The organism is Kineococcus glutinatus, assembly GCF_039542765.1.
GTDB lineage: Bacteria > Actinomycetota > Actinomycetes > Actinomycetales > Kineococcaceae > Kineococcus_A > Kineococcus_A glutinatus.
Window position 1 is genome coordinate 17,968 of the sequence record NZ_BAABIL010000010.1, and the last position, 11,827, is coordinate 29,794.

At 76.3% G+C, this 11,827-nt stretch carries 11 protein-coding genes; 5 read left to right on the forward strand and 6 right to left on the reverse strand.

Annotation, left to right across the window (positions count from 1 at the left end):
• Positions 1-7 precede the first annotated feature (7 nt).
• The 4 genes from ABEB16_RS00970 to ABEB16_RS00985 form a co-directional block, all read right to left on the reverse strand.
• A complete protein-coding gene (locus ABEB16_RS00970) occupies positions 8-1,771 on the reverse strand; it encodes a putative bifunctional diguanylate cyclase/phosphodiesterase (RefSeq protein WP_345710410.1) in 1,764 nt (587 codons plus the stop codon).
• Positions 1,768-2,607, reverse strand: coding sequence for an alpha/beta fold hydrolase (locus tag ABEB16_RS00975; RefSeq protein WP_345710411.1), 840 nt, complete (start codon positions 2,605-2,607; stop codon positions 1,768-1,770). Before ABEB16_RS00975 ends, ABEB16_RS00970 begins: the two co-directional genes overlap by 4 nt.
• 129 nt (positions 2,608-2,736) lie before the next feature.
• Positions 2,737-4,512 carry an ABC transporter ATP-binding protein gene (locus tag ABEB16_RS00980; RefSeq protein ID WP_345710412.1) on the reverse strand — a complete coding sequence of 592 codons (1,776 nt, stop codon included), beginning with the start codon at positions 4,510-4,512 and terminating at the stop codon, positions 2,737-2,739.
• Positions 4,509-6,392 carry an ABC transporter ATP-binding protein gene (locus tag ABEB16_RS00985; RefSeq protein WP_345710413.1) on the reverse strand — a complete coding sequence of 628 codons (1,884 nt, stop codon included), beginning with the start codon at positions 6,390-6,392 and terminating at the stop codon, positions 4,509-4,511. Before ABEB16_RS00985 ends, ABEB16_RS00980 begins: the two co-directional genes overlap by 4 nt.
• Positions 6,393-6,487: 95 nt before the next feature.
• Here ABEB16_RS00985 and ABEB16_RS00990 point away from each other — a divergent pair, with 95 nt between their 5' ends.
• A complete protein-coding gene (locus ABEB16_RS00990; protein WP_345710414.1) occupies positions 6,488-7,903 on the forward strand; it encodes an ATP-binding protein in 1,416 nt (471 codons plus the stop codon).
• A gap of 27 nt (positions 7,904-7,930) precedes the next feature.
• Here the strand turns inward: ABEB16_RS00990 and ABEB16_RS00995 are convergent, their stop codons facing one another.
• On the reverse strand, positions 7,931-8,929 hold the full coding sequence (locus ABEB16_RS00995) for an adenosine deaminase (protein WP_345710415.1): 999 nt from the start codon (positions 8,927-8,929) through the stop codon (positions 7,931-7,933).
• An 80-nt stretch (positions 8,930-9,009) separates the two neighbouring features.
• Here ABEB16_RS00995 and ABEB16_RS01000 point away from each other — a divergent pair, with 80 nt between their 5' ends.
• The 4 genes from ABEB16_RS01000 to ABEB16_RS01015 all read left to right on the forward strand — a co-directional run bounded on the left by ABEB16_RS01000 (position 9,010) and on the right by ABEB16_RS01015 (position 11,245).
• A complete protein-coding gene (locus ABEB16_RS01000) occupies positions 9,010-9,318 on the forward strand; it encodes a PNPOx family protein (protein ID WP_345710421.1) in 309 nt (102 codons plus the stop codon).
• Complete coding sequence (locus tag ABEB16_RS01005) at positions 9,315-9,485, forward strand: nitroreductase/quinone reductase family protein (protein WP_345710420.1); 171 nt, start codon at positions 9,315-9,317, stop codon at positions 9,483-9,485. Before ABEB16_RS01000 ends, ABEB16_RS01005 begins: the two co-directional genes overlap by 4 nt.
• Before the next feature lie 145 nt (positions 9,486-9,630).
• Positions 9,631-10,428 carry an HpcH/HpaI aldolase family protein gene (locus ABEB16_RS01010; protein ID WP_345710416.1) on the forward strand — a complete coding sequence of 266 codons (798 nt, stop codon included), beginning with the start codon at positions 9,631-9,633 and terminating at the stop codon, positions 10,426-10,428.
• A 64-nt stretch (positions 10,429-10,492) separates the two neighbouring features.
• On the forward strand, positions 10,493-11,245 hold the full coding sequence (locus ABEB16_RS01015) for an HpcH/HpaI aldolase family protein (protein WP_345710417.1): 753 nt from the start codon (positions 10,493-10,495) through the stop codon (positions 11,243-11,245).
• 2 nt (positions 11,246-11,247) lie between these two features.
• Here the strand turns inward: ABEB16_RS01015 and ABEB16_RS01020 are convergent.
• Positions 11,248-11,827 (reverse strand): MFS transporter (locus ABEB16_RS01020; protein WP_486335968.1); only part of this gene is annotated, 580 nt, incomplete at its 5' end.

Here is an 11,827-nt window from a genome sequence, read left to right on the forward strand (position 1 = left end):
CCCGTCCTCACGCCCTGCGCCCCACCACCCACTCCCGCAGCGCGTCCGCGTCCACCGGCCGGGAGAACAGGTACCCCTGCCCCACGTCGCACCCCATGTCCCGCAGCGCGTCCCGCTGCGCCTGGGTCTCCACGCCCTCGGCGACGGCGCGCACCCCGACGGCGTGGGCGAGCTGCACGCAGGTGGTGACGATCGCGGAGTCGCCGTCGCTGGTGCCCAGGCCGCTGACGAAGGAGCGGTCGATCTTCAGCTCGTCGACGGGGAACTGCTGCAGGTAGGTGAGGCTGGCGTAGCCGGTGCCGAAGTCGTCGACGGCGATGCCGATCCCGAGCCCCTTCAACGCGGCGAGCGCGGCGGCGGCGACGTCGGGGTCGTTGACCAGGGCGGTCTCGGTGACCTCCAGGACGAGCAGGCGCGGATCGAGGCCGTGGCGGGCCAGCGCGGCGGTGACGGTGCCGACGAGCGCGGGGTCGGTGAGCTGGCGGGCGGAGAGGTTCACGGAAACCTCCACGTCCGGCATCTCTGCATCGCGCGCCCAGGCGGCGGCCTGCTCGACGGCGGCCTCCAGCACCCACGCCCCGAGTTCGCGCACCAGGCCGGACCGCTCGGCGAGCTCGATGAACTCCGACGGGGGCAGCAGCCCGCGCACGGGGTGCTGCCAGCGCACCAGCGCCTCCACGCCGCACAGGCCGCCGTCGGCGAGGCGCACCAGCGGCTGGTGGTGCAGGCGCAGCTCACCGGCGGCGATGCCGCGGCGCAGCTCGCCGAGCAGCCGCAGCCGGTCGACGCCGGCGTCGGTGCGGGTGGGGTCGTGGACCTCGACGCGCTGGCGGCCGCGGGCCTTGGCGCGCTGCACCGCCACGTCGGCGTCGTGCAGCACCCGCTCGGCGGACGCGGCCCCGGGGTCCGCGACGGCGACGCCGATGCTGGCGGAGGTCACCAGTTCCAGCCCGGCGACCACGACGGGCTCGGCGAGGACGTCCAGCAGGCGCTCGGCGAGGGAGCGCGCGGCGTCGGTGCCGTCGCAGCGGTCGACGACGGCGAACTCGTCGGCGGACAGCCGCGCCACGACGGCGCCGTCGCGGGTGGCGTCGCCGAGCCGCCGGGCGACGGCGAGCAGCAGCTCGTCGCCGGCGGCGCGGCCGAGGCTCTCGTTGACGGCGTGGAAGTGGTCCAGGTCCACGACGAGGACGGCCACGGGACCACCGGGGACCTCCAGGGCGCCGGTGAGCCGGGCGACGGCACCGGCGCGGTTCGGCAGGCCGGTGAGGGCGTCCAGCAGCGCGCGGCGGCGGGCCTCCTCGGCGGCGGCGCTGCGGCGGTCCTCGGACTCCTCCAGGCGGTGCAGCGCGGCGATCAGCTCGCGCTCGTGGGCGCGCCGCTCGGGGGCGGCGAACACGATGATCCGCAGCTCGGCGTCGGCGCCGCCGCGGGCCGGGACGCGGGTGGCGCTGACGAGCGCCGGCCGCCGGGTGCGGTCGGCGCCGACCACCTCGACGACGACCTCGCTGACACCACCGGTGCTGAGGAGCTGCGGGGCGCTGTGGGTGGACCACAGGATGCGGTCCCCGACCGGCAGCAGCCGGCCGAACGCCGTGCCCAGCAGGTCCTCGCGCCGGTACCCCGCCCAGGCGAGGAACGTGTCGTTGACGCGGGTGATGCGCCCGTCGTCGCCGGCGGTGAGGTACCCGCAGGGGGCGTGCCGGAACAGCGCCTCGAACGCGTCGGTGTCCGCGGGCGCCGGGGCGTCGGTGCGGGGGAGCACCGTCACGGCCGCGCGGACAGGTGCGCGAGGATCACGGCCGCCGTCTCCTCGGGCGCGCTGACGTGGGGACAGTGCCCGGTGGCCCGCAGCGGCACCAGCGTGGCGTGCGGCAGGCGCGCCACGACCTCGCAGACGGCCGTGTCCGGGGCGAGGGCGTCGTCGCGGCACTGCAGCACGAGGGCGGGCGTGCTGACGCGGGTGAGGACCTCGCGGGAGTCGGACAGGAACGTCGCCCGGGCGAAATCGCGGGCGGTGCCGGGGTGCAACCGGCGCATGGACTCGGTGAACTCCTCGCCCAGCTCCGGGCGGTCGGCGTTCCCCATGATCATCGGCGCGGTGGCCGCCGTCCACGCCAGGTAGTTGTGGTCCAGGGATGCCAGCAGCTCCTCGACGTCCTCGGCGGAGAACCCGCCGTCGTAGCCGCTGGCCCGGTCGTCGAGGTAGCGGGCCGAGGGGGCCAGCATCACGATCCGGCGGAAGCGCTCCGGTGCCCGCGCGGCCGCCCGGGCGGCGATGACGGAGCTGACGCTGTGCCCGACGACGACCACGTCGCGCAGGTCGAGCTCCTCGCACACGGTCACCAGGTCCGCCGCGTAGCCGTCGAGGGTGCGGTACCGCTCCCGGTCGTACGTGCTCGCGTCGAAACCCCCGGCGCCGGCCTGGTCGAGCAGCACGACGCGGTGGTCGGCGCCGAGCGCGGGCAGCATCCGCCGCCACGCGTGCTGGTCGGAGCCGAAGCCGTGCACGAGCAGGACCACGGGCCCGTCGGGGCGGCCGGCCACGTGCACGGCGTGCCGGGCTGCGGCCGGACCGGCGATCAGGCGCGTGGGCGCGGTCGACATGGCGGGGCCCTCCGTGCAGGCGCTGCGGGAGCAGCGGGACGGCCCGCGGCTGGACCGGTCCCCCGTGGTGTCGGCCGCTACGGGGCGGGCCTTGAGCGGTGCCCTCCCCCTGATCGAACCGCAGCTCCCTCAGCCGTGCTGCGCCGTCCACGCCGCGTGCAGCCGCGCGTACGCGCCCCCGGCGCGGGCCAGCTCCGCGGCCGGCCCGACCTCCACGACCCGCCCGGCGTCCACCACCACCACGGTGTCGGCGGCCTCCGCCGTGGACAGCCGGTGCGCGATCGCCACCGACGTGCGTCCGCTGAGCACCCCCTCCAGCGCCCGCTGCAGCCGCACCTCGGTGGCCGGGTCCACCGAGGACGTCGCCTCGTCGAGCACCAGCAGGTCCGGGTCGGCCAGGTGCGCCCGCGCGAGGGCCACGAGCTGGCGCTCCCCGGCGGACAGCCGCTCCCCGCGCTGGCCGACGGGGGTGTCCAGCCCGTCGGGCAGCCCGTCCAGCCAGTCGCCGAGGCCCAGCTCGGCGAACGCCGCCCGGGCGTCGGCGGCGGAGGCACCCGGCCGCCCGCGGCGCACGTTCTCCCCGACGGTCGCGTCGAACAGGAACCCCTCCTGCGGCACCGCCACGACGCGGCGGTGCAGCTGGCGGCCGGGCAGGTCGCGCGCGTCGACCCCGGACAGCAGCACCCGTCCCCGCGCGGGGTCGACGAGCCGGGTGATCAGCCGCGCCAGGGTGGTCTTGCCCGACCCGGTCTCCCCGACGACGGCGGTGCGCGAGCCCGCGGGCAGGTGCAGCGTCACCCCGGACAGCACCACCCTCTCCGTCCCCGGGTACGTGTAGGCGACGTCCTCCACCCGCACGTCCACCGGCCCGGGCGGCAGCTCGCGCACCCGTGCCGGTTCCGGGTCCGGCACCACGACGGGGGTGTCGATGAGCTCCACGACCCGCCGCCAGCCGGCGAGGGCGTTCTGCAGCTCGTTGAGCACCTCGGTGGCGGCCTGCACCGGCCCGACCCACAGCTGCGCCAGGAACAGGAACGCCAGCAACCGCCCGAGGGTGATGTCGCCGTCGACGCCGAGCAGCGTGCCGACCACGATGACCAGCGCCACCACCAGGCCGGAGACGAGCACCCCCGTGGAGAACGTCGCCGCGGTGGCGATCTGCGCGGTGAGGGCCTGCTTGCGGTGGGCCTCGACGGCGGCGTCGACGGTGCGCCGGGAGCGCGCGGCGGCGGCGTGCGCGCGGATGACGTCGGCGCCGACGACGGTCTCGGAGATCGCCGAGAGCATCTCGCCCATCCGCACCCGCACCGCGGCGTAGGCCTGCGCCACCGGCCGCTGCAGCCTGCGGCGGGCCAGCACCAGCGGCACGAAGCAGCCGATCACCACCAGCGCCAGCTGCCAGGAGTAGAGGAACATCAGGCCCGTCGCCAGCACCACCTGCGCCAGCGACAGGACCAGCACCAGCATGCCGGTCTGCAGGAACGTGGAGATGGTGTCGACGTCGCTGGTGACACGGCTGACCAGCGCGCCGCGCCGCTCCCCGCTCTGGGTGAGCACCGCGAGGTCGTGCACGTGGCGGAACGCGCGCACCCGCAGGCTCGCCAGCCCGGCCTCGGTGGCGCGGAACAACCGGGAGTTCACCACCCACGCGGTCACCGTGGTGAGCAGCACGACGGCGGCGGCGACGGCGCACAGCACCGCGGCCCGACCGGCGTCCGGGCCGCCCGGGGCGAGCACGCCGGTGTCGACGGTCTGCTGCACCGCGACGGGCACGACGAGCTTGCCGACGGTGGTGGCCGCCGCGATGGCCAGGGTGAGGCCGAGGCCCTCGGCGAACTCCGGGGTGAGCTCGCGCGCGCGGCGCAGCACCCCGCTGCGCGGCCGGGGAGCGGTGGTCGCGCTCACGCCATCCCCGTCCCGTGCTGCGCGGCCTCGGCGGCGCGGTCGCGCGCCGCCCGCGCGTAGGCGGTGACGAGGTCGCGGTAGCCGGGGTCGCGGGCGGCGACCTCCTCGGCCGGCCCTCGGTCCACGACCCGCCCCTTCTCCAGGTGCACCACCTCGTCGGCCAGCGCGATCGTCGCCGGCCGGTACGCCACCACCACGACGGTCGTGCCGGAGCCGGAACTCGCCAGCCCGTCGAGCACGGCCCGCTCCACGGCCGGGTCCAGCGCGCTGGTGGCGTCGTCCAGGACGAGCAGCCGCGGCCTGCGCACCAGCGCCCGGGCCAGCGCCAGGCGTTGCCGCTGCCCGCCGGACAGGGTGGAACCGCGCTCGCCGACGAGCTCGTCGAGCCCGTTCGGCAGGGCCGCGACGAACCCGTCGGCGCGCGCCAGCCGCAGCGCCGCCCAGACGTCGTCGTCGCCCACCCGCCGCTCGGGGGGCACGTCGTCGGCGTCCAGGCCGAGGGTGATGTTGCCGCGGACGGTGTCGTCGAACACGAACGTCGACTGCGGCACGAGCGCCGCGGCACCGGCGACGCGGCCCTCGGCGAGCTCGCGCACGTCCACCCCGTCGAGCAGCACCGCCCCGCTCGTGGGGTCGACCAGGCGCACCAGCAACCCGGCGAGCGTCGACTTGCCGGAGCCGGTGCCGCCGACGACGGCGACGGTGGAGCCGGCGGCGACGTCGAGGGTGACGTCCGCCAGCACCGGCCGGTGCTGGCGGTGGGGGGCCGGCACCTCCCCGCGCTGCGCGGCCAGCGGGTCCACGGCCGGTGCGGGGTGGCGGTACCCCAGCCCGTCCACCGCCACGGCCAGCGGCCCGGAACCCCTCGGCAGGTCGCGCCCGCCCCACGGCGTCGTCGCGCCCTCGCGCAGCACCGCCTGCACCCGGGCGTCGCCGGCCACGGTGCGCGGCAGCTCCGAGAGCACCCACCCGAAGGAGCGCACCGGGAAGCCGAGCAGCCCCAGCAGGTAGGCGATCTGCACGAGGTCGCCGACGCCGACGGCCCCCTCGGCGGCGCGGACCGCGCCGACCACCAGCACCGCCAGGGTGCCGAGGGCGGGCAGGGCGTCGATGACGGGCTCGAACCCGCCGCGGGTGCGCCCGGCCGCCACGTTCGCCGCCCGCAGCCGGTCGGCGTCGCGGGCGAACCGCTCGACCTCCTCGTCGGCCAGGCCGAGGGTCTTCACCACCAGCGCGCCCTCGAAGCTCTCGTGCGCCGTCGCGGAGACCTCCCCGCGCAGCTGCTGCACGCGCGTCACCCGCGGGGACATCCGCCGCTGGTAGACGACGTTGGCGGCCACCAGCGCCGGCAGCACGACCAAGGCGACGGCGGCCAGCACCGGGTCGGCCGCGGCCATCGCCACGCCCGCCACGGCGATGAGGGCGACGACGCCGAGCGCGAACGGCAGCACGAGCATCGTCTGCCAGGTGGCCTCGACGTCGGAGCCGGCCGTCGCCAGCAGCCGCCCGGCGGGGTGGGCGTGGTGCCAGGCCAGCGGCAGCTCCAGGTAGCGGCGGGCCAGGGCGCGGCGGTAGCGGGCCTGCAGCGCGAAGGCGACCGCGCCCGCCCAGACGCGCCGCACGAGGACGCCGGCGGCGGTGACGACGGTGACGGCCAGCAGGGCGGCGCCGGCCAGCCAGACGTCGGCGGTGCTGACCGGGGCGCTACCGGTGACGGCGGGGACGACGACGCGGTCGGTGACCCGCCCCACGAGCCAGCCGCCGGCGGCGGTGCCGACGCCGTAGACCGCGGAGCCGGCGATGGCGGTGGCGAACAGCCGTGGCTCCTCCCGGGCGCCGCGAGCCATGGTGCGCATGCCGGTGGTGAAGGTGCCGCTCACTGGAGCAAGCCTCGCACGGCCGCGACGGTGGCGCTGGACGTCTTCGCCTGAAGACGTCCGACATACACTTGCTCTTAAAATGTTAGAGTAAATGCATGGAGCGACTCGACGTCGACCGCGCACTGGCGGCATCCCCGGACGACGTCGGTCGCGCCCTGAGCGCGTTGCCCGAGGACCAGTGGTTCGAGCGCAAGAGCGCCCGCACCAGCCCGGCGAAGCTCGGCCAGGCGATCGTCGCCTTCGCCAACGCCGAGGGTGGCACGATCGTCATCGGGATCCACGACGGCCGGGTGGAGGGCACGGACGCGGACCCCCGGCACCGCAACGAGCTGCAGCAGGTCCACGTGCAGCACGTCCAGCCGCCCGCCCGCGTCCACACCCGCCTGCTGCCCTGCCGCGCCGACGACGGTCGCGACGACCACCTCCTCGTCGTGGACGTCAACCCCGGCGACGAGGTGCACGCCACCACGCGCGACGACGTGTACCTCCGGCTCGGGGACGAGACCCGCCGCCTCACCTACGTGCAGCGGCGTGAGTTGTTCTTCGACCGGCGGCAGGCCGGGTTCGAGTCCGAGCTCACCTCGACCGCCCTCGATGACGCCGGCGCGGTCGACCACCACGCCGCGGAGGGCTACGCCGCCCACGTCGGGCACCCGCACTGGCCGGGCCTGCTCGCAGCACGCGGGCTGGCGCGGGAGGGCCGCCTCACCATCGCCGGTCTCCTGCTCTTCGGCCGGCACCCCGGCAGCGACCTGCCGAACGCCCACGTCCGCCTCACGCGCTTCGCCGGTCGCGAGCGCGGGGCGGGAGCACGTCAGCAGGTGTCCTCGGACCGGCGTTTCGAGGGATCTCTGCCGCAGCTCCTGGCCGAGGTCTTCGAGCACGTCCGGCAGGTGCAACCGCGTCGGCGGGCGCTGGGCCGTGGTGGGCGCTTCGAGGACGTGCCCGCCGTCCCCGAGGACGCCTGGTTGGAGGGCGTCGTGAACGCCGTCGTGCACCGCTCCTACAGCCTGCAGAGCGACCACGTGCACATCGACGTGTTCGACGACCGCATCGAGATCGAGAGTCCCGGACGCTTTCCGGGGTTGTCCGACGTGCGGGACCCGCTGTCCGTGCACCGCTTCGCGCGCAACCCCCGCATCGCCCGGGTCTGCGCGGACCTGGACTTCGGGCAGGAGTTCGGCGAGGGGATCCGCCGGATGTTCGACGAGATGCGCCTCGCAGGCCTGCAGCCGCCCCTCTACCAGCAGACCGAGGGAAGCGTCCGGCTGACGCTGTCCGCCGACGTCGGTGGCCGGCACACCGACGAGCAGCTACCGGAGGAGACCCGCCTGGTCGTCGCAGCGCTGCGCGAGGCCGGTCGGCTGGGGACGCGCGACCTCACCGAGGTGATGGGCTGCACGAGGCCGACCGCGATCAGGAAGCTCGCGCAGATGCGGGAGCGGGGGGTCGTCCGGTGGAACGGACGGTCCTCGCGGGACCCGCGGGCGTACTGGGACCTGCCGGGGTAGTGGCGCGACACGGTCCACCCAGAACCCCTACCCCGCCACCCACGCCTCCACCTCGGCCAGCAGTTCCGCCTTGCGCGCCTGGTCCGCGAACGAGCCGAGCACCGCGTTGCGCGCCAGCTGCGCCGCCTGCGCGTCGCTCAACCCGACCGCCTCCCGCAGCGCCCGGTAGCAGTCCCCGACGTAGCCGCCGAAGTACGCCGGGTCGTCGGAGTTCACCGTCACCCGCACCCCCGCGGCCAGCAGCCGGTGCAGCGGGTGCTCCTCGAGCCGGTCCACCACCCGCAGCCGCACGTTGGACAGCGGGCACACCGTCAGCGGCACCTGTTCGGCGGCGAGGCGGCGCAGCAGGTCCGCGTCGTGCACCGCCTGCACGCCGTGGTCGACGCGCTCCACCCCGAGCACGTCGAGCGCCTCGCGCACGTAGGCCGGCGGCGCCTCCTCCCCGGCGTGGGCGACGACGTGCAGGCCCTGGGCGCGGGCGGCGGCGAACACGTCGGCGAACAGCGCGGGCGGGTGGCCGACCTCCGCGGAGTCCAGCCCGACGCCGAGGAGGCTGCCGCGGCGGGTGGCGGCGGCCTGCAGGGTGCGCGCCGCGTCCTCGACGGGCTGGTCGCGCAGGAAGCACATGATGAGCCCGCCGGTGACGCCCCAGCGTTCCCGGCCCAGGCGCAGGCCCTCGCCGATGCCGTCGACGACGTCCTCGAACGCGACGCCGCGGCCGGTGTGCGCCTGCGGGTCGAAGAACAGCTCGACGTGCCGCAGGCCCTGCGGGACGGAGCGCTCCAGGTAGGCGAGGGTGAGGTCGGTGAAGTCCCGCGCGGTGCGCAGCACGGCCATCGTCGCGTAGTACAGGTCGAGGAAGGACTGCAGGTCGCGGAAGTCGTAGGCGGCGCGCAGTTCCCGGACGTCGGCGAAGGGGAGCTCGACCCCGTTGCGGGCGGCGAGGTCGAAGGCGAGTTCCGGCTCCAGGGTGCCTTCGACGTGCAGGTGGAGTTCCGCCTTGGGGAGGGTGTCGAGGTCGCGCACCGCGGCATCCTGCCAGCCGCAGCTACAGGCCCTGTTCAGCTGCTGCCGACCGTGCCAGGCTGCCCCGCGGAGGGGGAGCCATGAGCAGCGCGACGGACCGACCGCCGAAGGTCCCGCCGCCGTGGTTCGTGCACACGGCCTGGCGCGTCCACCGCGCGCTGCACCGGCTCAGCGGCGGCCGGTTCCTGTGGACCCCCTCGAACAAGCGCGGCTGGGGTGCGCTGCGCCTCACCACCGTCGGGCGCCGGTCCGGGCAGGAGCGCAGCGTCATCCTCGGCTACCTCGAGGACGGCCCCGATCTCGTCACGCTCGCGATGAACGGCTGGGACAGGGACACCCGGCGTGGTGGCTCAACCTCGAGGCCCGCCCGGACGCCGTCGTCCGGCTGAAGGGCCGGGGCCCGCGCCCGGTCCGGGCGCGCCGCTGCACCGGGCAGGAGCGCGACCGGCTGTGGCAGCGCTGGGTCGCGCTGGACCCGGACCTCGACGCGTTCGCCGCCCGGCGCTCGACGGAGACGCCCGTGGTCGTCCTCGAACCGCGTGACGGGACCGCGTGAGCCGCAGTTTGTGAGAGCGCTCCCATCGCCGTGCGCAACCCGTCCGGCGGGAGACGATCCTCACGTTTCGCACCCTTCCGGGCACGCACCGCCGTACGACACCATCGCCGCACCACGTTCCGCCCCGGCCCCGAGGACGGTGACCGTGCCCCACCCCCTGCTGCCCCCGCCCGCCGACCGCCCCCTCTACGGCGGCTGGTCCATGCTCGCCAACGCCGCCGCCGTCGGGTCCATGGCCCGCGCCGGCTTCGACTGGGTGCTGCTCGACACCCAGCACGGCGAGCACGACGACCGCTCCGTGCGCGAGTGCCTCGCCACCAGCCGCGGCGCAGCGCCCGTGCTGGTGCGCCCCGCCACCTGCGACCCCCACGAGATCACCCGATACCTCGACGCCGGCGCCGCGGGCGTCGTCGTGCCCATGGTGAGCACCGTCGAGCAGGCCCGGGCCGCCGTCCGCGCCTGCCGCTACGGCCCGGCCGGCACCCGCAGCTGGGGTCCGCACGCCATCCACTGCGGCCTGCGGTTCCCCACCCCCGCCGAGGCCGACGCGAACGTGCTGTGCGCGGTGATGGTCGAGACCCGCGAGGGCCTGCGGAACGTCGAGGCCATCGCCGCCGTCGAGGGCGTCGACGTCGTCTTCGTCGGCCCCTTCGACCTGTCGCTGTCCCTGGAGCTGGACGTGGAGGACCTGCTCGCCGCGGACGGCCCGGAGGACCCGCTGCCCGCGGTGCTGCGCGCCTGCGCCGAGGCCGGGGTCGTGGCCGGGGCGTTCGGGGTGACGGCGGAGCGCTCGGCGCGGCTGCGCGACCTGGGGTTCCGGTTCATCGCCGCCGCCACCGACTGCGGCCTCGTGCAGTCCGGCGCGCGCGAGCGCCTCGCCGGGCTCGCCCTGCCCGCCCAGCACCCCGCGGTCACCGCGGATAGGGTCCTCTCCGCGCGGTGAGAGGCCCGCCGCACCGCGGAGAGCGTCCTTTCCGCGGTGGGGGGCTCGGTGCGACCATCCCGGGGTGCCGCACCCGCTCCTCGCCCGGACCGCCACCGACGTCCTCCTCGGCGGCTGGTCCGACCTCGCCAGCCCCGCCGCGGCGGCCTCCCTGGCCCGCACCGGCCTGGACTGGGTGCTGCTCGACATGCAGCACGGCGAGCACGACGACCGCTCGGTGCGCGACTGCCTGCGCGGCACCCGCCCCGGCGACGCGCCCGTGCTGGTCCGCCCGCCGCGCAACGACGCCCAGGACATCGGCCGCGCCCTCGACGCGGGGGCCGCGGGCGTCGTCGTGCCGATGGTGAGCTCCGCGGAGCAGGCCCGCGCCGCAGCCCGCGCCTGCCGCTACGCCCCGCGCGGGAACCGCAGCTGGGGCCCGCACGCCCTCGACGCCGCCCTGCCCGCACCCACCCCCGAGCAGGCCGACGCCGACGTGCTGTGCGCGGTGATGGTGGAGACCCGCGCCGGGCTCGCCGACGTCGACGCGATCGCCGCGACCGAGGGCGTCGACGTCGTCTTCGTCGGCCCCTTCGACCTGTCGCTGGAACTGGGCACGACCGTCGACGACCTGCTCGCCGCCGACGGCGAGGACGACCCGCTGCCCACCATCGCCCGGGCCTGCGCGGCGCACGGCGTCGTGCCGGGGGCGTTCGCCGCGACCGCGGCACGCGCCCGCCGCTTCCGGGAGCTGGGGTTCCGCTTCCTCGCCGCCGCCACCGACTCCGGCCTGCTGCAGGACGGCGCGCGGCAGCGGGTGGCGCAGCTGCGCGGCTGACCTCAGCGCACCGGCCGGCCGACGACCCAGCCCGTCACGAGCTGCACCGCGCAGGAGGCGAACAGCACCGCGAACGGCCCGGTCCAGTTCCCGGGGGAGTGCAACCAGCCCACCAGCAGCGGCCCGGCGCCGGCGATGAGGTAGCCGACGGCCTGCACGAACCCCGACAGCGAGGCGGTCTCCGCGGGCGTCGCCGAGCGCATCGCGATGAGGGCCAGCGACAGCGGGAACGTGGCGGTCGCCGCGCCGGCCAGGAACGCCCACAGCCACGCCCCGGCCAGCGGCGCGGTGAGCATCCCCGCGTACGCGGCGGCGTAGCAGGCGGCGAGCAGCGCGATGAGGGGCCGCTGCGAGCGCAGCCGCGCCGCCACCGCGGGCGCCAGCGCCGAGACGGGGACGGACAGCGCGATGATGAGCGCGACGAGGTAGCCGGCGGTGCGGGGTGCGGCGCCGGCCTCGCGGTAGAACTGCGCGAACCACCCGACGGCCACGAACCCCGGCAGCGCCTGGAACCCGAAGTAGGTGGCCAGCGCCCAGCCGCGCGCGGTCCGCGCCGGGTGCCGGGGGGCCGCGTCCGCACCG

Excerpts from the sequence above, each read along its gene's own strand:
- ABEB16_RS00990 (WP_345710414.1), top strand. The coding sequence starts at position 6,488 with ATGGAGCGACTCGACGTCGACCGCGCACTGGCGGCATCCCCGGACGAC.
- ABEB16_RS01000 (WP_345710421.1), top strand. The coding sequence starts at position 9,010 with ATGAGCAGCGCGACGGACCGACCGCCGAAGGTCCCGCCGCCGTGGTTC.
- ABEB16_RS00975 (WP_345710411.1), bottom strand. The coding sequence starts at position 2,607 with ATGTCGACCGCGCCCACGCGCCTGATCGCCGGTCCGGCCGCAGCCCGG.